Source organism: Maritalea sp. S77, from assembly GCF_049801075.1.
Taxonomy (GTDB): Bacteria; Pseudomonadota; Alphaproteobacteria; order Rhizobiales; family Devosiaceae; genus Maritalea.
On sequence record NZ_JBNAGG010000001.1, the window covers coordinates 569907 to 591529 of the forward strand.

General features: G+C 51.4%; 17 protein-coding genes. 11 read left to right on the forward strand and 6 right to left on the reverse strand.

The annotated features are described in order from the left end of the window. The 5 genes from ACP15Y_RS02635 to ACP15Y_RS02655 all read right to left on the reverse strand — a co-directional run bounded on the left by ACP15Y_RS02635 (position 1) and on the right by ACP15Y_RS02655 (position 7926). A complete protein-coding gene (locus ACP15Y_RS02635; protein ID WP_424981452.1) occupies positions 1 to 1734 on the reverse strand; it encodes an ABC transporter permease in 1734 nt (577 codons plus the stop codon). 63 nt (positions 1735 to 1797) lie between these two features. Beyond that, on the reverse strand, positions 1798 to 3132 hold the full coding sequence (locus ACP15Y_RS02640; protein WP_424981453.1) for an extracellular solute-binding protein: 1335 nt from the start codon (positions 3130 to 3132) through the stop codon (positions 1798 to 1800). Positions 3133 to 3299: 167 nt separating this feature from the next. Further along, on the reverse strand, positions 3300 to 4664 hold the full coding sequence (locus ACP15Y_RS02645) for a sigma-54-dependent transcriptional regulator (RefSeq protein WP_424981454.1): 1365 nt from the start codon (positions 4662 to 4664) through the stop codon (positions 3300 to 3302). After that, on the reverse strand, positions 4661 to 6688 hold the full coding sequence (locus tag ACP15Y_RS02650) for an ATP-binding protein (protein WP_424981455.1): 2028 nt from the start codon (positions 6686 to 6688) through the stop codon (positions 4661 to 4663). The genes ACP15Y_RS02645 and ACP15Y_RS02650 overlap by 4 nt, the downstream gene beginning before the upstream one ends. Continuing rightward, positions 6685 to 7926, reverse strand: coding sequence for an ABC transporter substrate-binding protein (locus tag ACP15Y_RS02655; protein WP_424981456.1), 1242 nt, complete (start codon positions 7924 to 7926; stop codon positions 6685 to 6687). The genes ACP15Y_RS02650 and ACP15Y_RS02655 overlap by 4 nt, the downstream gene beginning before the upstream one ends. 243 nt (positions 7927 to 8169) lie before the next feature. On the opposite strand from ACP15Y_RS02655, the gene ACP15Y_RS02660 reads away from it, so the two are divergent. The 8 genes from ACP15Y_RS02660 (at position 8170) to ACP15Y_RS02695 (ending at position 17566) form a co-directional block, all read left to right on the forward strand. After that, entirely contained in the window at positions 8170 to 8916 is a 747-nt protein-coding gene (locus ACP15Y_RS02660; protein WP_424981457.1) for a FadR/GntR family transcriptional regulator, read from the forward strand. Positions 8917 to 9073: 157 nt separating this feature from the next. After that, positions 9074 to 10345, forward strand: coding sequence for an ABC transporter substrate-binding protein (locus ACP15Y_RS02665; RefSeq protein WP_424981458.1), 1272 nt, complete (start codon positions 9074 to 9076; stop codon positions 10343 to 10345). Then, entirely contained in the window at positions 10342 to 11274 is a 933-nt protein-coding gene (locus ACP15Y_RS02670) for a carbohydrate ABC transporter permease (RefSeq protein ID WP_424981459.1), read from the forward strand. The genes ACP15Y_RS02665 and ACP15Y_RS02670 overlap by 4 nt, the downstream gene beginning before the upstream one ends. Before the next feature lie 2 nt (positions 11275 to 11276). Continuing rightward, on the forward strand, positions 11277 to 12113 hold the full coding sequence (locus ACP15Y_RS02675; protein WP_424981460.1) for a carbohydrate ABC transporter permease: 837 nt from the start codon (positions 11277 to 11279) through the stop codon (positions 12111 to 12113). Positions 12114 to 12115: 2 nt separating this feature from the next. Continuing rightward, positions 12116 to 13162, forward strand: a complete 1047-nt coding sequence (locus ACP15Y_RS02680) for an ABC transporter ATP-binding protein (RefSeq protein WP_424981461.1) — start codon at positions 12116 to 12118, stop codon at positions 13160 to 13162. Beyond that, positions 13155 to 13511, forward strand: coding sequence for a phosphomannose isomerase type II C-terminal cupin domain (locus tag ACP15Y_RS02685; protein ID WP_424981462.1), 357 nt, complete (start codon positions 13155 to 13157; stop codon positions 13509 to 13511). Before ACP15Y_RS02680 ends, ACP15Y_RS02685 begins: the two co-directional genes overlap by 8 nt. Next, the gene (locus ACP15Y_RS02690; protein ID WP_424981463.1) at positions 13501 to 14448 is read left to right on the forward strand and encodes an ROK family protein; all 948 of its coding nucleotides are present in this window, start codon (positions 13501 to 13503) and stop codon (positions 14446 to 14448) included. The genes ACP15Y_RS02685 and ACP15Y_RS02690 overlap by 11 nt, the downstream gene beginning before the upstream one ends. After that, a complete protein-coding gene (locus tag ACP15Y_RS02695) occupies positions 14441 to 17566 on the forward strand; it encodes an alpha-mannosidase (RefSeq protein WP_424981464.1) in 3126 nt (1041 codons plus the stop codon). Before ACP15Y_RS02690 ends, ACP15Y_RS02695 begins: the two co-directional genes overlap by 8 nt. A gap of 3 nt (positions 17567 to 17569) precedes the next feature. Here the strand turns inward: ACP15Y_RS02695 and ACP15Y_RS02700 are convergent, their stop codons facing one another. Next, on the reverse strand, positions 17570 to 18544 hold the full coding sequence (locus ACP15Y_RS02700) for a LacI family DNA-binding transcriptional regulator (protein WP_424981465.1): 975 nt from the start codon (positions 18542 to 18544) through the stop codon (positions 17570 to 17572). 290 nt (positions 18545 to 18834) lie between these two features. Here ACP15Y_RS02700 and ACP15Y_RS02705 point away from each other — a divergent pair, with 290 nt between their 5' ends. The 3 genes from ACP15Y_RS02705 to ACP15Y_RS02715 are packed head-to-tail and all read left to right on the forward strand — an operon-like array spanning position 18835 to position 21610. Continuing rightward, positions 18835 to 19941, forward strand: coding sequence for an ABC transporter substrate-binding protein (locus tag ACP15Y_RS02705; RefSeq protein ID WP_424981466.1), 1107 nt, complete (start codon positions 18835 to 18837; stop codon positions 19939 to 19941). A gap of 12 nt (positions 19942 to 19953) precedes the next feature. Next, positions 19954 to 20784: an ABC transporter ATP-binding protein gene (locus ACP15Y_RS02710; RefSeq protein ID WP_424981467.1), complete on the forward strand. Its 831-nt coding sequence runs from the start codon at positions 19954 to 19956 to the stop codon at positions 20782 to 20784. Next, on the forward strand, positions 20777 to 21610 hold the full coding sequence (locus ACP15Y_RS02715; RefSeq protein ID WP_424981468.1) for an ABC transporter permease: 834 nt from the start codon (positions 20777 to 20779) through the stop codon (positions 21608 to 21610). Before ACP15Y_RS02710 ends, ACP15Y_RS02715 begins: the two co-directional genes overlap by 8 nt. Positions 21611 to 21623 lie beyond the last annotated feature (13 nt).

Consider the following 21623-nt stretch of genomic DNA (forward strand, 5'->3'; position numbering starts at 1 on the left):
TTAGCGCTCGCCAGTCCGGTGTTTACGGTCACGGTCAATGATATATTGAGCCAACAAAGTACCCGCGGCGACGATGATGACGGCAAAGATGCCAAGGGCAGCCCCTGCCCCACGTCCGGATGGGCTTTGCATGAACAAATAGATGCCATAGGCAAGCGGTGCGTCCTGATCGGTTGAAACCAGCATGATGGTGGCTGAAAGTTCCACGGCCGCTGTGGCAAAGCTGGTTACGAAGCCAGCTAGGATGCCGCCCGACATAAGGGGGATCACGATGCGACGAATAGTGCTGGAGCGGTCTGCTCCCAAGCTTTCCGCCGCTTCTTCAAGCGAAATACTGACCTGTTGCAACGCTGCTGTGCAAGCACGCAATGCATAAGGCAATCGACGGATGGTCAGTGCAACCATGATGATCACCCACCATGATGCCAAGGGCTTGCCCACCAACGGCACGTCAAAGTCGTTGAACGTCCGCAAATAGCCAATACCCAGCACAACGCCCGGCACAGCCAGCGCCGCAGTGGCCATATAGTCCAGCCATTGGCGACCAATGATCTTGGTGCGCAACACGATGTAGGCGATGGCTGTGGCCAAGATCACATCTATGAATGCGGCAAGGCCTGCATAGATCAAGGTGTTTTTGATGTAGACACCTGATTGCGCGAACATGGTGCTGAAATTATCCAGCGTGTATGCGTCCGGCAGCGGGCTGTAAGACCAGATCGTGCCAAAAGCCAGCAAGGCAAGCGCGATGTGTGGCGAAAGCACCATCAACAGAATCAAGATCACGATGGCATAGGCCACGATGTTTTCTCGTGTGGATAGCTTACGGCGGCTTAATCCGCCCCCACCTTTTTGCGTTGTGGCATAGTCTTTACCGCGCATCAGCAAGAAGCTGGCCCAAAGCGAAAACACAGAGAAAGCCACCAGAATAAAGGAAATCACATAGCCCATCGGATCTGAAATGCCGATAGATGAGATGCGCAAATAGGCTTGTGGCGCGAGCATATTGTTGACGTTCAGCAGCAACGGTGTGCCCAAATCGTCAAACACTTTGATGAACACCAATGAAGCACCAGCGAGATAACCAGGTGCGGCCAAGGGGAACACCACGCGACGGAACAAGCGAATGCCGTGAGCACCTAGATTTTGGGCACTCTCTTCCATGGAGCGGTCAATATTGCGCAAGCTGGCCGAAAGATTAATCAGAATGAACGGGAAATAGTGCACGCTTTGCACCAAAATCACCCCGTTTAGTCCCTCCATAAAGGGGATATTGATGCCCATATTGCCCAGCAGCAAATTGAAGGTACCATTGCGGCCAAACAAAAGTTGCATCGCAATCGCACCAACGAATGGCGGCATGATCAATGGGATAAAGCCAAGGCTTTGGATGAGCATGGAGCCGCTAAATTCAAATCTTGAGGTGATGTAAGCCAGCGGCAGGGCAAAGACGCTGGCCACCACAACGGACATGGCGGACACGTATAGTGAGTTATAAAAGCTCTCCCTAAACAATGAAGAATTGAAAAAATCTCCAAAGTTTTGAAGCGTCAGCCCCCCTGTTTGCGGGTCCACAAAGGCGACGTAGATCACCTTTGCCACCGGCAAAATCAAAAAGCCAAACAAAAGCGTTGCGATAAAGATGGCTGCGAGCACCGTGCCCGAAAATTTTGGAAACAGCACATCTGTCAAGCGGCGGCGTGCAGGTGCCGCGCCAGCGGATTGATGAGTCATGATGGAATACCTTTGTGCCAGATGGTGTGCTGGCCCAAAGGGCCAACACACCTACTTGGTCAATTACAGCATTGAAGCTGCTTTATCGGCGAGTTCTTTCGCCTTCGCATAGTTGGCAGTGACGATAGAATCCCATTCCTGCTCAACTTCAGCCTGACGGCCTTCGACAACGTCTTCGGCCTTTTTACGCTTGGTCTTAAAGATGGCAGCAAAATCTGGATCCAACGCTTTTGCTTCATCAATTGGCATCGCCGCAATCAATGCGCGCGCCTCTTCAATCAAGGCCTTTGCTTCTGCATTGTCCGCATCGCCAAGCTTTTCTTCAGCCAATTGCACAGCACGCACAGCATCACGCAGATCATCCATCCGATAGGTGATCATCACGTCAAACAGCGAGTTGACCACATTGTACCGAGCACCTGATTTTTCAACGTCAAAATTCACCGAAGCTTCAATTGAACCATTGAAGGGGTTCGGGAAGTTTTCCGGCGCATTGGCATAGGCCTCAATGTTCACCGGCAAACGACGAATTTCAGGGTGATACAGCAATTCCTGACCCGGAACGGACAACAAGAACTCGATAAAGTCTTTGGCTGCTTGCTGGTTCGGTGCGTCGTTGATGATGCCCACATTGGCCGGCACAATCGCTGTTGTTTTCGGATAAACAAAATCAACAGGGAAGCCAGATGCCTTAGAGGCTAGGCCAAAGAAGTCAATCACGATACCAAGGCCAAACTGACCTGAGTTCACGCCATCCGGCACACCAAAGCTACGCTCTGTTACTGTGGCAAAGTTACCCGCGATGAATTTCCATTGCGACCAGCCTTCGTCCCAGCCTTCACCTTGAATAACCGCTTCAACGGTCAGGTGGGTTGTGCCTGAGCGAGATGGGGCAGACATGCCCACATGGCCGAAATATTCAGGTTCAGCCAAATCAATCCACTGTTGAGCAGGCTCAAGATTGTTACCTGCCAAATAGCGCTCATTATACATGATGCCATAACCAGCAGCTGCAAAGCCGTTATAGAACCCGTCAGGGTCATTCATGGGATAGCCAGCCACATTTGGTGGAATGTTGTCGTTGGTCACACCGCTCTTCATCAACAAGCCATCAGTTTTCAACACTTCAAATGCATCCGGTGCAGAAGCCCAGAAAATATCTGATGTGTTGGATGATGCTGTTTCTTGAATATATTTCACTGAGGACGAAGTCGACTTGTTGACGATCTCCACATCGACATCAGGATACATCTCTTCGAACTTTTGCTCGAAAGGTGTGGTCAAAGTTTTAGGAAACGATGTCACCACCACCAACTTGTCAGCAGCGAATGCTGTCGTGGCGCTTGCGGTCGCCGCAAAGGCGACGCCTGCAAGCAGGGCGTTACGTAATAAATTCATACCGATTTTCCTCCCAAATCTAGGTATGCGGAATTTTCCGCACCCTATGCATTGCAATCGGCGTGCCAATTGGAGGAAAAACTATAATTATCTGAAAAATAACAGAATTTTCTAAAATTTTAGCAGATATTTATGCGTCAATTTTGACCCAATGCGTCAATTTTGACTCACCCATTTGTGTCAAAAAAGGATTTATCGAGATTGTATTTTTTCATCCGCAAATAAAGTTTTTTGCGCGGGATGTTCAACATTTCTGCGGTTCGGGTGACATTGCCGCTATTGTGCGCCAGCGCTTCCTCAATATAGCTTTTCTCAAAAGCGTCTACGGCGTCATCAAGCGGTAGGCCGTTCAAGATTTCAGCATTGCCTTGGGCTTGATCTTTCAGCCATTGAAGTGGCAACCCGATCACAAAGCGCTCGGCGGCGTTTTTCAGTTCTCTTATGTTGCCCGGCCAATCATAACGCACCAACTCACTACGCAGTTCAGCGCTCAACGCTGGCACCTCGCGCTGGTGCAGTGAGGCGGCCCGTTCGCAAAAGTGCATAAACAGCAATTCCACGTCGCTTTTGCGGGCCCGCAAAGGCGGGATGTCGATTGATGCAATATTGAGGCGGTAAACCAAATCAGCTCTTAGCTTGTCAGCTTTCACCAGTTGATCCAATTCGCCCTTAACTGCGGCAATCACGCGCAAATCGAGGGAAATATTTTTGCTGCCCCCCAGCCTTGTTATTTCTCGATTTTCCAAAACACGCAGCAAACGCACTTGGAAACTCAACGGCATGGATTCCAATTCGTCTAGGAAAAGTGTGCCGCCATCAGCAGCTTCGAAATAACCTATGTGCGCATGGTCTGCCCCCGTGAAGGCGCCTTTTTCATGACCGAAAAACGAGCTATCGACCAAAGTTTCGGGGAGCGCTGCGCAATTGACGGCCACGAATGGTCCCTCACCGCGCGGACCGAGATCATGCAATGCTCGCGCAATGACATCTTTGCCGCTGCCTGTTTCGCCCCGCACGATTAAATCAACATTGAGCGGCGTCAGTGTCGCCACATGTTCGCGCAATTGCTGGGTGGTTTTGGCATTGCCAATCAAACGAGAGGAGAGCTGATCCTCCCCCACCATGCCTTTAAGGGCACGCACCTCCTGCGCCAGTTGGCGTTTTTCCAACGCTCGACTCAGGGTCGCCAGAAGCCTTTCGGGCGCAACGGGCTTTTCTAAGAAATCATACGCCCCTGCCTTCATTGCCATGGTGGCTTCGGCCACGTGCCCATGTCCGGTGATCATAATGACCGGCAGTTCAGCATCCAGATTAATGGCATGTTCGAGCAGCTCCAGCCCGCTCATTTTCGGCATACGAATATCGCAAACGATTACGCCGTTGAATTGACTGGTGATATGCGGCAAGGCGAGGTCGGCACGTTCAAAGCTGAGCACATGGTGACCGGCCAGTTCCAATGTATCCGCGATTTCTTCCAGCAAATCCTGATCATCGTCGATCAGCATAATATGTTGTTGCGCTGTTTTACTCATGACGCCACCCTCAACCCAAAGCTTGCGGTTGCTCCCTGATCGGGATTGTTATTCAGATACAAAACACCGCCCAAATCTTGGGCGATGGTGTATGAAATACTCAGCCCTAATCCTGTCCCCTTGCCAACTTCTTTAGATGTGACAAATGGCTCAAAAATATCGTGTTCCAAACTTGGGATTCCTGCTCCATTGTCCACAACATCAATGTGAAAGTAGTCACCGTCCGCCCTTCCGGAAATGTCGATTTGTCCCGATTTGCGTTCTGCATCGGCAATCGCGTCGATGGCGTTGGAGATTAAATTTACCAATATCTGCTCGACCAAAAGCGGATCACCTTGCACCCGCACCTCAAAACTCTCCATATCCATACTGATTTGAATATGGGGCAATTCGGCGAGCCGGGATTGGAAAATTTCTACGGATCTCTCCACAACAGGCGCAAGTTCAATGGGCTTGATCTGATAGTCTGAGCGGCGGGCAAAATGCGAGAATTGCTTGACAAGCGCGGTCATACGATCCGACAGCCGGACAATCTTTTGCAAGGGCTTTTCTAGCGTTTTCACGTCCGCTCCTTGCTCCAATCTTGTGAGGCTATTATGCGCTGCGTAGCGTGTTGCGGCGATGGGCTGGTTAAGTTCATGCGATATCCCCGCGGACAAACGGCCGAGCGCGGCCAGTTTGCCCGCTTGAACCAGTTCCACCTGTGTTTGCTGTAGTTTCTTGTTGGTGCGTTCGCGCTCTTTAATCTCGTTTTGCAGGCGTTTCAGCGTTTCTTCTCGCTCCAAAACGGATTGGCGGAACACTTCCACTGCGTTGCCCATGCGCCCCAATTCGTCGCTGCCCGTCATTTGCTCGGTCGATTGATCCAGCTCCCCGCGTGCGATGGCCCGTAGTGCGTGAGAAAGTGCCTGCAGTCGTGCCACCACGCGCCGCCGCACATAAAAGATCAAGATAAACAATGTCGCCATGAGGCCCATAAGCGTAAGCGCAACAATCTGCAGGCTTGCATCCTGCATGTCGCGAATGGCCTCGTCTGCCAGCCCGATGGCAGTTGCGCGGCGCGCCTCCCCTGTTTCTGACAACTCCTTTTGGAACTGCGACAGGCTTTGTTGCGCCGCGGAAAGCTCAAGCAACACATTTTGTCTTGCGTCAATCAATTGCTGTGCCACGGCAAAAATGCCAGTTGGCGATGTTGCCAAGTCTCTCAGCGATCGAAGGGATTGATCAAGCGTGATCAATGCATCTGCATCGCCGAGTTCTTCCAGCAATCGGCTGGCCCTGTCCAAACTTTCCAACGTGATATCTGCAAATTGCGCGAGACTTTCAGCGCTTTGCGCATTGGCGCTTTGCAACATAGCATTGATGGCAAAGCTGCCTTCTCGCCCGACCTCTTGCACCAAATCGCGTTTCGCGCTTTCGGTGCTCAACAGGTCAAATGCGGCGCGGAAATCCTCCTGACCCTCCGAAACCTCAATGCGGGACACGGCATTGTCGATATTGAATGATATATCCAACAAAAGCGGCGAGATTTCCGATTGGAAGTCAGCCTGTAACCATCGCAGGCTGGACGCTTTTTCGATCAAGTTTTCCTCCAAGCTGAACTGCTTGTCGGAGAATTGCAGCAATAGGCGGATATGCTGTTCAATTTCGTCGCGTGCCGAAATCAATTCGGGATCGCGCACGCGGCTGATGCGGTCGGTCAAGTTGGTCAGTTGGGCGTTGAGCGCTTCCTGATAGGCCGCACGGTCTTTGCGCAACCGTGGTTCACTCAAAATTGTGGCTTGCGCCGCCAGCTCTGTCACCGCGGTGGCAACCTCATTCACCTGCACAATTTCAGGCATTTGTTGCTCTACCAATTCAGACATGTCTTGGCTGATGGTGGTGAAGCGCAACACGGCGGCAAAAGCGATGATGGCCAAGATGGCGGAAATCAATAGGAAGGACGCAAACAGTCGGCCCCAAACGCTGTAGGCACCTGGCAAATAGGCAAAAAGCCGATCTTTGAAAGAAAGGGCATCACTCATTGAGTGATCTCACGTAATTCATTTTCTGCCAGATTGAGCAGCATCTCGGCTTGAGATTGCCAGCGTACTTGAAACTTTTTCTGTTCGGCCGTCATTGGTGCATAACGTGTCCCTGGCCCGGGCATCGGGCTCGGCTGCATAATCGCGACTTCATGCTCTTCGATTGGCATGGTGAGCAAGTAGGTTTTCGCCAAATCAAGCTTTGTGCGATGCAGTTTCGCGCGTTCGGCATCTGCCTCAATATCGCGAATTTCGCGCCAGATGGCACGGCGACGGCCAAATTGATTGGTGATGAACTGATCGAAAATCTCGTTCACCATCCAATAACGCCGCGCAGCAAGTTCAGGATCATAGGCGGCCCAGCTCAGGCGCAATGCTGCAGTCAGTGCGGGGTATTTTTCGTACGATAAAGTTTTGCGCAGCTCTACATCTATCGGCACCCTGTTGATGCTCGGCGTTAGCAAAACTTCTTGCCCTTCCGGCGACAACACAAAATCGATAAAGCGCTCCGCAAGCTCCGGTGCCCCGCCGCCTTTCAATTTTGCGATACGGCCCGGCACCAACATGACAGGACGGCCATACTGAAAGCTTAGGTCATCTTCAGAGATGGCGAGAAAGTCGATGTTCAACCCGATGTCAAATCGCTCAGATTTCAGACCATCGATCACACCAAAGCTGCGTGAAGTTATGGTCGCAAAATTTGCACTGAGTTGCAGCACATATTGCCAACCATCTTCCCAACCGCGATCCTGAAGGAATTGCTCAACAATCAAATGTGTGGTGCCAGAACGGGACGGACGAGCAATGCCGATCCGTCCATCGAAACGAGGTTCCAGCAACATATTCCAACTGCTGGGCACATTGCTTAAACGGTCCGTTTTCCAACTCCAACCAACGGATGAAAGCGCAAAATCATGATGTCTTTTGCCCTTATAGGGTGCCAGATGATCGAAGTCATCGAGCATGTCGAAAGCTTCAGGCGAAGAAGCCCAGAAAATATCAAATTCGCGGCCATTGCCGAGTGCCACTTCGCCCAAGGCATGATTGGTGTTCTTGTTCAGCACCAGCACATCAATATTTGGATTATCGCGTTCGAAGCCCTCTACAAAGGGTTTGAACACCCGCTCTGACATTGATGTCAGCACCCGCAATCGCTGCGGTTTTTCTTGCGCATAGGCTGGTGTTATCGCACTGATTGCAAGCGTCAGCAGCGCGACAAAAGTCATCCGATTGGTCATAGTTCTCCTCACCCGAGGCACAACTGATACAATATGTTTGCGCCAACAAGCAAACAAGTTCATGCGAATTTCGCACCTGAAACAAAATGATCTAAGTCTCGCCTTCGATCCTAGCCGCACTGATTTACTGGCTTGAAACCGCGCAAATCCGGACTTTATCAACAGGTCGTAACATGAGATTTGACTACAAATCGAATCTATGCTTGTTTGTCAGACAAACGCATAAACAGTCAAAGGCAACTTATGGCCCCGCAATCGAAATCAACCAATGCAAGCGCCGCTTCTGGCACCGCTTCGCAGTTTTTGCGCCCTATTAAGCGGCGCACGCGCGACGTAGAAGTGCTCGAAGCGCTTGCTGTTATGATTGAGCAAGCAGGCCTTAAAGAAGGCGACAAATTGCCAACTGAAACCGAACTGGCGTCGCGCTTGCAAGTCGGGCGCTCCACCGTTCGGGAAGCGCTGAAGGTATGGGAAAATCTGGGCATTGTCGAACGTCGCACCAGCGCTGGCACCATTTTGGCCATGGATATAGTGCCCAATTCGGTGCATGTGCCAGTTGTATTGCAATTCGAGGCGGAAGGCCTTTTGCGGACACAGCAGGTGCGCCGCGCTTTGGAAAAGGAAGCTGTGCACCTTGCCGCACTTCATGCCAGCCAAAAGGATCGAGACGCTATCAAGGATACACTCGAGGCTTTGTTTGATGTGGTTGATAAAGGCCTGCCCTGGCGCCAAGCCGATGCGAATTTTCACCGTGCGATTTATGCTGCATCGGGCAATCCACTCTTTGCGCAATTGATCGAACAGGTGCACGGTGCCTTTCACCAGCATTATATCGAACCATTTATGGACGATAGCTACGGCCTACCGTCAATTCCGCTACATAAGCCTTTGGCCGAAGCCGTGATTGCAGGTGACGCCGCGGCGGCCGTTTCTGCGATGGAAAAAATTCTCGACAGCACCGAACAGCAAACAAAGGAGCTTTTGGGCTAGCGATTTAAGACGACGCTCAACAGCGTCGTCTCTTTTTAAGCACAAAAAGTACAACGATATATATTTAGTACAACGTTGGATTTTTTGAGAGGAGTTTCCGGCATTGGCCGGATGGGAAGTGCCGCATATGCGCGGCGCAATTTAAAGGGAGGAAATAGTGAAACACTTATTCCGTACAGTGGCCACAAGCGCCATTCTCGCAGCCACCTTGTCTGCCGGAACCGCATTGGCCGAAACAAAACTAAAACTTGTTGAAGTGATCACAAGTCCTGCGCGGACTGAAACACTCAACAGCTTGGTTTCTGAATATGAAGCCAACAATCCTGATGTCGATGTTGAGATCATTTCACTGCCATGGGGCGAAGCCTTTGAAAAGCTTTCCACAATGGTTGCAGGCGGCGAAGTGCCTGACGTTGTTGAGATGCCAGACGCTTGGTTGGCCCTTTACGCCGGCAACGACATGTTGCTCAGCCTTGAAGACGCGATCTCCGGTTGGGAGCATGGCGACACGTTGGCCCAAAAGACTTTGGATATGGCCCGCTTGGCTGAAGACGAAGCTTACACATTGCCATATGGGTTTTATCTCCGCGCCATGTTCTACAACAAGAAATTGTTGGCAGAAGCTGGCGTAGATGGCCCGCCGCATACCATGGAAGAGTTCATGGAAGCGTCGGCTAAAGTTTCTGAATTGCCTGGTAAATCTGGTTACTGCCTGCGCGGTGGCGGTGGCGGTTTGAACGCATGGATCATGTATGCGGCCACAATGAACGGCTCTAATGAGTTCTTCACCGAAGATGGCCAGAGCCGTCTGAACGAACCAGGTTCAATCGAAGGGCTTCAGTTCCTTATCGATATGTATCAAAAAGAATACGCGCCTTATGCCAGCGTGAACTGGGGCTTCAACGAAATCGTTGCGGGCTTCTATTCCGGCACATGTGCGTTTTTGGACCAAGATCCAGATGCCTTGATCTCAGTGGCCGAGCGGATGGACCCAGAAGATTTTGCTGTGACGCCAATGCCAGTTGGTCCGTCAGGCAAAGCCTTCCCAACCATCGGTTTTGCGGGCTGGTCTGTGTTTAACACCACAGAACATCAGGATGAAGCGGTTGCTCTTGTGCAGCACCTTTCATCACCTGAATCTAACCTCACATGGACTAAGCAAGTCGGTGTAATCCCGATCCACGAAGGTGCAGAGCAAGATTCTCACTTCGCCACCCCACAGTATAAGGGCTGGTTCGACACACTGAATGGTGAAGAATATATCCCTACAATTATGCCAGTTTACTTGAAAAAGTTCGGCGTATTCAAAGAGTTGGCGATCTCTTCAAGCCAAGAGGCCTTGTTGGGTCAACGCACAGCTGAAGATTTGGCCGAAGAATGGGCTTCATTCCTCACAACTGAATATAAAGCATGGAAAGCCGCACAATGACGATGGCGCTCCCTACCTCCCCCGGCAATGGCCGGGGGAGACCCCTCAAAAGATTTCATTGGTTGGTTGAGCCATATTTATATCTCTCGCCCGCCATTATCCTGATCGCCCTGGTGATGCTGGTGCCGCTTGTTGTTGGCATATCCTATGCATTCCAAGCGATTAACCTGCTGAACCCGTTTGAAACTGGTTGGGTCGGCTTCGCCAATTTTGAAAAATTGTGGGCGGATCGGTTGTTCTGGAAAGCCCTGACCAACACCTTCTGGTGGACGCTTGGTTCGCTGTTCTTCCAATTCTTCTTGGGCCTTGGTCTGGCATTGCTGCTCAACAAACCATTTGCAGGTCGCGGCATTGTGCAAGGCTTGGTGTTCCTGCCATGGGCAGTCCCCGCCTTTTTGTCTGGCTTGAATTGGGCTTGGCTATTTAACCCTATCATTGGCCCTATCCCCCATTGGCTTGCCGCTGTTGGCTTGATGGACGAGCCGCAAAACATTCTCGCCAATCCTGATATGGCGTTGTGGGGGCCTATTGTTGCCAATGTATGGTTTGGCATTCCGTTTTTTGCCATCACATTGCTGGCCGCCTTGCAATCTATTCCGCGCGACCTTTATGAAGCCGCTGCGATTGATGGGGCGAGCGTATGGCAGAGTTTTATCAAAATCACCGTGCCGTTTTTGGCGCCGACCATCGCCATCACCGTTATGTTGCGCACAATTTGGATCGCCAACTTTGCCGACCTGATTTACATCATGACCGGCGGTGGGCCAGCCAACTCGACCCACATTATCTCGTCTTACATTTTCACAACCGCATTCCGTCGGCTTGATTTCGCCTATGCATCCACCCTGGCCATCGCCTTGCTGGTGCTGCTGTTGGCTTATGCCATGCTGATTTTGCAAATGCGCAAACATTTGGTGAAGGGGATTTGATTATGCAAAAGACCGCTTTCCCCATTGGCGCAACGCTGCGCTATGCCGCAATCGCGCTGTATGTGCTGTTTGCTTTGTTTCCAATCTATTGGCTGGTCAAAATCGCCGTCACACCAGATCGGTTGATTTACACAGAAGGCACGCAAATTTGGCCTTCTAGTTTCACCTTAGACAATTTTGTCTCGGTGCTGTTTTTGACTGACTTTCTGGTCTACTTCAAAAACTCCATGATTGTGAGCTTGGGCACAGCTTTCTTCACCACATTGGTGGCAACGGCGGCCGGCTATGCCTTCTCCCGCTTCCACTTTCGCGGCAAGGCCATCATCATTGCCTTGATGCTGATCACTCAGATGTTCCCTCTCCTGATGATCATTGCGCCGATATACAAGATCATGGCCGGACTGCGCCTTCTCGACAGTCTAACCGGTCTGATCATTGTATACACCGCGTTCAACGTGCCGTTTGCCACCTTCCTGATGCAGGGCTTTTTCGATGGCATTCCTAAAGACCTCGAAGAAGCAGCCATGATTGATGGCTGCACCCGGTTTGAAGCGCTACGCAAAGTGATTTTTCCGCTCACCTTGCCCGGTTTGGCTGCCACACTTGGCTTCATCTTCACCGCTGCTTGGAGCGAGCTTTTGTTCGCACTGATGCTCATCAACTCTGATGACAAGATGACTTTTCCCGTGGGCCTTAAAACCTTCGTGTCCAAATTTGCAGTGGATTGGGGGCAGATGATGGCCGCAGGCACCCTCGCCCTTATTCCAAGCTGCTTGTTCTTTATTCTTATCCAGCGGTTCCTGGTCAAAGGTTTGACCGCAGGCGCTGTGAAAGGCTGATTATGACTGCGATTACGCTAAACAGCATCAATAAACGCTTTGGGCCGGTGCATGTGCTCAAAGACATTTCACTTCAGTTCGACAAAGGCGAATTTGTTGTTCTGGTTGGCCCCTCTGGATGCGGCAAGTCCACATTGCTGCGGATGATTGCAGGGCTGGAACCTGTTAGCTCTGGCGACATGATTTTTGGCGAAACGCGCGTCAATGATCTCGAGCCACGAGACCGCGATATCGCCATGGTGTTCCAATCCTACGCGCTATATCCGCATATGAATGTGGAGCGCAATTTGGGCTTCAGCCTTGAGTTGCGCAAGCGCGCTGCCGCTGAAAAGCAAGAGCGCACCTCACATGCTGCAGGCATTTTGGGGCTGGACAAATTGATGGATCGGTTCCCTAAAGCTCTCTCTGGTGGCCAGCGTCAACGTGTTGCCATGGGTCGTGCAATTGTGCGCGACCCACAGATTTTCTTATTCGATGAACCCTTATCCAACCTCGACGCTGCATTGCGTATTGAAATGCGGATTGAGATTGCCAAGCTGCACCAACGACTTGGCACCACAATGGTTTATGTGACCCACGATCAGGTGGAAGCCATGACGTTGGCCGACCGCATTGTGGTGATGAATGCTGGGCAAGTTGAACAAGTGGGCACACCACTTGATCTTTATAGCAATCCCGCAAATCTATTTGTGGCAGGCTTTTTGGGCTCTCCCAAAATGAATTTCGTTGCCCATGATGATGGCGCGCTCAATCTGCCTTCGTCGCTTGCTAACCCCAAAGCACAAACCTATGGCTTCCGCCCCGAACACATCAAAGTGACAGCAGCGGATGAAAACGCCCATCTGGTGGGCACTATCGACGTGGTGGAGCGCTTGGGGTCGGACACAATTTTCTACATCAACCATGGCGCCGACAAACCATTTGTGGTGCGCGTGCCCGGCATTGATCGCACCGCGATCGGCGAGAAAATTGGGTGTCAATTCCAGCCTGATGATTTGCACCTATTTGATGAAAACGGCCATGCCATTTCGGAGCACAAAAATGGATAACTCAACCCACCCACAATTTGAAGAACGTCCTTGGGGTAGCTTCACCGTCTTGACCGAAGGTGACGGCTTTAAGAGCAAGATCATTCAGGTCAAGCCCGAAGGTCAATTATCGTTGCAAAGTCACAAGCATCGCGCCGAACATTGGGTCGTGGCGCGGGGTACTGCAACAATTACCTTGGGAGAAGATAAGTTTGACCTGGAGGCAGGTCAATCTGTGGATATTCCGCAGGGCGCCATTCATCGAATTGAAAACTTCTCCGACGCCCCTGTCGACATTATCGAAGTGCAGTATGGCAGCTATTTGGGCGAAGACGACATTGTGCGCTACGAGGACATCTATGGTCGATAGCGCAGCTTCTCCTCCCCGGCTCGGCATCGATATTGGTGGCACAAAAATTCAGTTTGTGCTGCTACGCGATGGCGAGCTGGTGGCCGAACGGCGGGTGAATACCCCGAAATCGCTTGCCGATATCACCCAGACGCTGATCGATGGCGTGACCCATTTTCGCGCCTATTTCGGCCAGATCGATTTTATCGGCATTTGCGCCCCGGGTAGCGCTCATCCAGAAACCGCATCCTGGCGTAACGCCAATATTTTGGCGCTAAATGGGCATGACCTCGCAGCGCATTTTTCGCAAGCTCTTTCGCAGGATGTCATCATCGAAAATGATGCCAATTGCTTCGCTTTGTCCTGTGCGCATAGCGAAACCGGGGCATCGCCCGAGATGGTTTATGCCCTGACCGTTGGCACGGGGCTTGGCGGCGGTTTGGTCAAAGACGGTCAATTGATCAAAGGCGCGGCTGGTTTAGCCGCGGAGGCCGGTCACGTGCCACTAAGTCTTTTGCCAGAGGCGACGGCGGATTGGCCGACATGTTATTGCGGCCAGCGCGGTTGCACCGAGCAGCTTTTGTCTGGCACGGGTCTTTCGCAGTTTCATGCCCGGCAAAGCCAGCGTGAGCGGTCGGCGATTGAGATTTTGGCCGACGCCAACCGCCAAGACAATGCAGCTCTCGCCAGTCTTGACCAGTTCAAGCGTAGTTTTGCCCATTATCTTGTCAACATCATCCAATTGCTAGACCCACATCGCATTGTAATTGGTGGCGGCATGGCGGCGCAAACGCGCTTGTGGCACGAGGTTTTTGCACAAGTCGAACCGCTCTGCTTTTCAAAAGAAATAAAAACTAAATTCGAGATTGTTGGCGACAGCGCACTGCAAGCCGCGCGCGGCGCAGCCTATCTCGCCCCCAATTCATCCTACTCTGAGCAAGCCAAATTTTATGCATAATCAAAAACAAGAAGAAAAACTCAATCATTATCTTAATTTGCTCAAGCAAATGGCTTGGCGTGAAGCCGTGGCAAGCGTGCCGTTGCATGAGTGGCAAGGCGATGCAAGCGCTGCCAACGTTCTTGGCATGGATTGGAAAAGTTGGCCACAGGTTGAAGGCGATTTTGCGTGGGGCACACCAGCAGGCCACCATTGGTTTGCCGGAAAACTAACCGTGCCGCAAACCGATGCCGGCATAACCCCGTACCTCAAACTGATCGCGAAGAACGAGATATTGCTGGGTCGAACGGATCCGCAATGCCAAGCTTATTTGGACGGACAGATCTGTCAGGCATTTGATGGGTTTCACCGCGAGCTCTACTTGCCAGCTGCACAACAATCGGCTGGCACTGCAACGATCCATATCAACGCCTATACAGCAGAAATTGAGCGCCAGCTTGGCGTGGGGCTGGTGTGGTGTGAGCAACATGATGATGCCGCTGATCTATATTATGATTTGGCGATATCATTTGAATCTGCACGACGGCTTGATGAAAATGACGCGCGGCGGCACCATCTCTTCAACGTCATTGATCGGGCTTTCGCCAGCATTGATTTGCGATCGCGAGACGAGGCATTTTCGGCCTCAATTCACAAAGCACTCGAAGTGGCAAAGGACTTGTTTGGTGCCGACAGGCATGCGCCAACCATCTCCGCAGTTGGCCATACGCATATTGACGTAGCATGGCTTTGGCCGATCTCGCAAACGCGGGAAAAGATGGTTCGATCCATGTCCACCGCTTGCAAGCTGATGGATGAATATCCGGATTTTGTGTTCATGTACAATCAGTGCATTCTATTTGAATGGCTGAAGGAAGATGCGCCAGAACTGTTTGATCGGATCAAAAAACACGTCAATTCTGGTCAATTCGAGATCGAAGGCGCGATGTGGCTAGAGCCGGATGTGAACATTATTTCTGGCGAGTCTTTGGTGCGGCAAATCTTGCGCGGCGTCAAATTCCAGCAGGACGAATTTGGCATTACCCCGCGTGTGCTCTGGCTGCCTGACACTTTTGGCTATACCGCCGCAATTCCCCAATTAATGGCACAAACTGGTTTGGACATTTTTGTCACCTCCAAATGCTCTTGGAACGACACCAACCGTATGCCCAATGACACATTTGAGTGGCAGGGCATTGATGGCACCAATGTCACCGCCTATTTGATCACAGCACAAACTGACGACAAAGGTCATCGCGGCGACCACCGCACGGATTATGGCCCGCATTTGGATGTTAGTTCGGCGGTTGGTGCGTGGAACCGCTATGAACCAAAAGCGCTGAACCAAAATGTGCTGGTGCCGTTTGGACATGGCGATGGTGGTGGTGGTCCCTGCAAAGTGATGCTGGAAAACGCCAAGCGCATGGAAAAGGGCGTGCCGGGTCTACCGAAACTCAAACTTGAGGGCATTCGCCCCTATTTTGATCGGTTGCGGCAAACCATTGCGGAAAGCGACATAGATTTCCCGCGTTGGGTGGGCGAGCTTTATCTCGAATATCATCGCGGCACCCTCACCTCTTTGGCCAAAAATAAGCGCAACAACGCCAATGGAGAGCATTTGCTGCGTGAATTGGAATTGCTGAGTGTTTTGGCAAAGCTGAATGGTGAAGCCATTGACGACGCCTTGGCCGAAATTGATGCGCTATGGAAAATCTTGATGCTCAATCAATTCCATGACATTTTGCCCGGCACCTCTATCCCTGAAGTCTATGAGGATAGCGATCGGGATTATGCTGAACTGTTCGAGCGGGGCGAAAAGCTGCGGCTTAACCTGCACAAGCTGGCATTTGGCGAACACGCCAATTTGCTGAACAGCGTGGGCGTAGAGCGCCGCAACCGCATGGTGGAACTTGATCCTGACATCGAAAGTTTGGCCATTGATTTTGGCGCTGGCCCGTGCGCAATCCAGCAAGTTCACCGGGCCGATGGCAGCAGCTATGAAAGCGCCCCAGTTGATGAAATGCCAGCATTTCAGTCACTTCGCCCCACCTTAGCCGCCCGTGCGACGGACAGCATTGCAGAGCTTTCCGTTGGTAGAGACCATTTAGAAAATGTCTTTGTGCGGATCGAATTGAATCCACAAGGCGACATCGTGAGCATTTTCGACAAGCAAAGCCAGCGCGAACTGCTGCGTGGTGGCACGCTGGGCAACCAGTTGCGCGTTTATGAGGACAAGCCACTGCGTTGGGATGCATGGGACATTGATTGGTTCCACCAGGAAAAATCTTGGCTGGTGGACGCGCCCGCGACCCTCGAAGTGATTGAAACCGGCCCGCACCGCGCTGCTATTCGTCTCGAGCGGCAATATAACAATTCAACTATTGTGCAGATTATCTCGTTGCAGGTGGATGCGCGTCAGCTTGAGTTTGATTTCTTCGCTGACTGGCAAGAAAGCCAATCATTGCTGAAAGCAGAGTTTGATTTCGATGTGGTTAGCGATCACATCAAATCGCAAATTCAATTTGGCCATGTCACACGCCCTACCCATCGCAACACCAGCTGGGATCAAGCACGGTTTGAAGCCAGCATGCATCGCTGGGTCGCATTTGAAGAAGCGGATTTTGCCATCGGCGTGCTCAATGATTGCAAATATGGATATAGCGCACAGGATACCCAATTTGGGCTGACACTAATCAAATCGGGCATTTATCCGCATCCAACGGCGGACCAAGAACAACATGTTTGTCGCTATGCAATCACAGTAAGTGAAGGTTTGGAGAAGCTCGAGACGATCAACCAGCGCGCGTTGGACTTTGCTGTTCCGTTGAAAGTGCGAGGCAACGACTTTGCCTCAACGCCTCAAATAGACAGCCAATCCTTGATTAAGCTGTCGCCCCAAAATGTCGTTCTTCACGCGGCAAAAATTAGCGAGGACGGCCAGCATGTGATTTTCCGCCTCTGTGAAGAGAGCGGCAAACGCACGCGTTTCACAGTACAATTGGATGAGAGATTGGGTGAGGTATTTGCCACCAACTTGTTGGAGCAACATCAAAGGCCAATTGAACGCACGCAATCTGGTGAGATTGAAATTGAATTGAAACCATTTGAAATTCTTACCCTAGCTGCAGCTTGGGGCTAAGTCTCACCACCCAATGGCGGGCGAACCGATAATTTGCAATTGTTTGGGATCAACGCCCTGAATGCGTTGGAGCAGCAATTTAGCCAAATGTTCGCCCGCCTCAATCAAGTCTTCCTCCACCCAATCAATGCGCGGGTGTAAAAACTCGAGGAGCGATGAGGTTTTGCGCGAGATGATTTGCACATCGCTCCCAACCTCGCCGCCAGCAGATTTGACGCCATCCATAACCGCAAGTGCCGCCATTTCGCCTGAGCAAATGACACCTTTCGGCATCGTGCCTTCTTGAACGGCCTCAATTGTTGCCTCACGCAGCCAGCGGACATAATCTTCGCCGGGCTTCACTTGTGCGCGGAAATTAGAAATTTCACAATTTGCGCCCATAATGGCCCGTTCAAGGCCAGTTTGCAGGTGCTGGAAATAGGTTAGATGTTGTTCCGGCGCGAGCAACCCAATTTCATTGCAGCCCAATTCCATCAGGCGTTTTGCGGCCTGATGCGCAAAAATCTCATTATCGAAATCGTAATAGGCATGAGGCGCTTCTAGCGCAGTGCGCCCGTGTGTAACGACGGGGAAATTATGCTCTTGTGCATAGGCGACACGCGGGTCGTCAGGCGCAGTTTGTGCCAACACCAACCCATCCACCAGCCGATTGCGCACGATCTTGATCACTTCATCCAATTCGTCATGGTCAGGCAAAATCGGATAGAACACCAGTTCATAAGGTGTGCTTTCAAAGATGCGAGCCATCCCCAAAATCAGGCGGCGTGAGAAATCGGAGATTTCATCTTCAAGCTGCATCAGCAATGCAATCTTATATGTTTTTCCAGTACGCAGGGAAACGCCAGCCCGGTCTGGCTGATAGCCAATTTCATCTGCAATGCTGCGCACATATTTTTTGGTTTTGGCTGAAATGTTTGGCGCATCACGTAACGCCTTGGACACGGTTGTGACGGCAAAGCCAGTTCGTTCTGCGATCATCTTTAAAGAGGGTTGTTTAGACAAGTTTTTCAGCCGGTTCGTTGAATTCGAAATCCATACAATCTTATTCTCAAATGTCTGTCTAGTTCGCTCTTGCTTGGTATTTGGGCCGGAATGACCGCCCTGCCAAGTGAGCAGCAAAAACACCCCAACATCCTGCAAATCATAGAAATTTTACGCCCGGCCGCATTCGCACAGCCCCACTTATTCACATTTATATTATTCAAAGTTGACTAATGAAATTTTGATATGTAACTTTTTGCATGAATTGCGAGGAGAGGAGATGAATCATGAAAATGGATTCAAATAAGATTAAACGGCGCGGTCGCGCTTGTATGACAGCATTGGGCACGATCGCGCTTGCCGCTGCGGCTGCCCTGCCCGCCAGTTTTGTGGCCGGCAGCGCGATGGCACAAGATAATGTGGTGATTAGCGCGGAAGAATGTGCCCGCAATCAGTCTATTGGCACCATTACATATGTGTCAGGCTATGGCTACTCCGCAAGTGCTGGTCAGCTTGACGTATTTTTGGCGAAGGAGTTCGGCTTTTTCGACGCACTTTGTCTCGATGTCGACATTAACGCAGGCGGCGCAAACGGACAATTGTTGGTTGCTTCCGGGCAAGCTCAATTCACAGCCCTTGGCTCTGCATCGGATGTGATGCTGGCGGCAGCGAACAGCCGCAATTTGAAGGCCGTTGCAACCTATGGCAACAATTCGCCATTTTCCATTTTCGCCAATGAGAAGATCAAGTCTTTGAAAGATCTTGAAGGCGGCACCCTTGGATATTTCATCAACATCACTCCAATCGCGAAAGCAATGCTGGAAGCTGCTGATGTTGATTTGTCGAAGGTCAGCTTGATCAAAATGACCAACTATGACCCAACAGTGGTTCCGCGTGGTCAAATTGATGCAATTGTTGGCTACGCATCAAATCAGCCCGAGAAATTACGGTCAATTGGAATGCCTTTCAACGAGTTCCGTCCGGAGGAATTTGGCCTTCAGGGCACATATAATGTGATGGAAGTGAACTCACAATTCTTGGCTGACCACCGTGAGGTTGCTGCTGATTTTATGCGCGCTTCATTGCGGGCGCTCGAATTTTGTTTGACGAACGAACAAGATTGCGTTCAGCAAATTAGCGCTCTAGCTGCTGCAAACAATCAGGGATCTGCATTCCCCGAAGATCAACAGGCCCGCACATGGGCTGTGGAATCCTCATGGGTTCGAAATGCCGAAAAATCACCGGGCGTACATACGCCTGCGGACTGGGAAAACGAGCACGCCATGGTTGAAAAATATGGCGAACTTGCTGAACTTCCCGCGATTGACGAGATGATGGACGCCGATCTTGTTGCCTCCCTTTATGTGGATGGCAAGCTTCAGTGGCCACGCTAATCGGTGATGTTGATGCAAGATGTTAGCAGCCAGCCTGCATCATCACTCCCCGCGGATGATGATGTCGGCGTAATGGTGAAGAATGTATCGAAGGGCTTTGGTCCTGAAGGTGCGAAAATCACAGTTCTTGATGATGTCAGCTTCAACATCAAAAAGGGCGAATTTGTTTCGGTTATCGGGCCAAGCGGGTGTGGCAAATCCACATTGCTGAAGCTGGTAGCAGGGCTATCAAAGGCCGACTCTGGCCAAGTGGAGATTAATGGCAGCCCGGTAAAGGCTGCGGCACAGGCGAAATCAATTGGATTGGTGCCGCAATCCCCTGCTCTGTTGCCTTGGCGCACAGTTTTGGACAATGTGCGTTTGCCACTTTTGGTCAATAAGGGGTCAAATAAGGGTCGCGAACTGCGTGACCCGGAAGCCCTTTTGCGGTCCTTCGGCTTGGGAAATGCCATGCATAAATTTCCCGGCCAGTTATCGGGCGGCATGCAGCAACGCGTCGCCATCGCCCGGGCCTTTGTGTTTGATCCGGCCGTCATGTTGATGGACGAGCCCTTTTCCGCTCTTGATGAGATGAACCGCGATCAACAGCGCATGGGCTTGCTCGAGTTTTGGCAATCCAACCGCAAGTCAGTGATGTTTGTGACCCACTCGGTACCTGAAGCGATCATGTTGTCAGATCGCATTATCTTGATGGCTGCCCATCCGGGCCGCATTGCCGAGATCATTCCCGTTGATTTGCCACGTCCGCGTGAAGAAGCAGCCTATGCCACAGACACATTCCGCGATTTGGAGGGCTATGTGCGCAACAGTTTGAAAACAGTGATGAGGCAGGCTCATGGCTAATACGACACCCACTGATGCAAAAATGACCCAAAAATCCATGCGTCCGTTGCACGATTATAAGCTTGTATCCATGGTGATATCGTCCATGCCGACCATTGTGACCTTTATTGCCGTCGCCTTGCTTTGGCAGTTTGTTGCCTATGCCAATCCGTATGTGATCCCCACTTTGGACGCCATTGGCAACAGCTTGATGAGCTCGCCACAAATGTATTGGACGAACTTGTTGGTCACCGGGCAGGAAATTGCCATCGGCGCGAGTATGGGCATATTTGCAGGATTTATCCTCGCTGTAATCATGTGCGAATTTCCGCTGATTGAGCGCGCAGTGATGCCCCTTATGGTGGTGATCATGGTCACGCCTGTGGTGGCGATTGCCCCTGCGCTTGTGGTGGCGTTCGGTTTCGGCATGTTGCCCAAATATATTGTGACGGGCTTGGTTGTGTTCTTCCCGATGCTGGTGAACTCCCTTGCCGGGCTGAAAGAAGCTGATCCACGCGCCTTGGATGTGTTGCGCACGCTTCACGCCAGCCGCTGGGAGATCTTCCGTGATCTGCGCTTCCCTGGTTCCATGCCGTTCTTCTTTGCCGGTTTACGCATTGCCCTTCCCCTTTCGGTTGTGGGTGCTGCTGTGGCGGAATTTGTGGCTGCGGGTCGACAAGCGGGCCTTGGCTCCCTGCTCACCATTGCCGCTGCACAGGCCAATTTGCCGGTGATTTGGGCATCAATCGCACTGCTTTGCCTTTTGGGTATCGTGTTGATCGCTGCCCTCGCCATCGTCCGCAAGCGCGTCTTGTGGTGGAGCGACGAGAATGCTGTTGGGCGCTAGGACGAACGTTCCT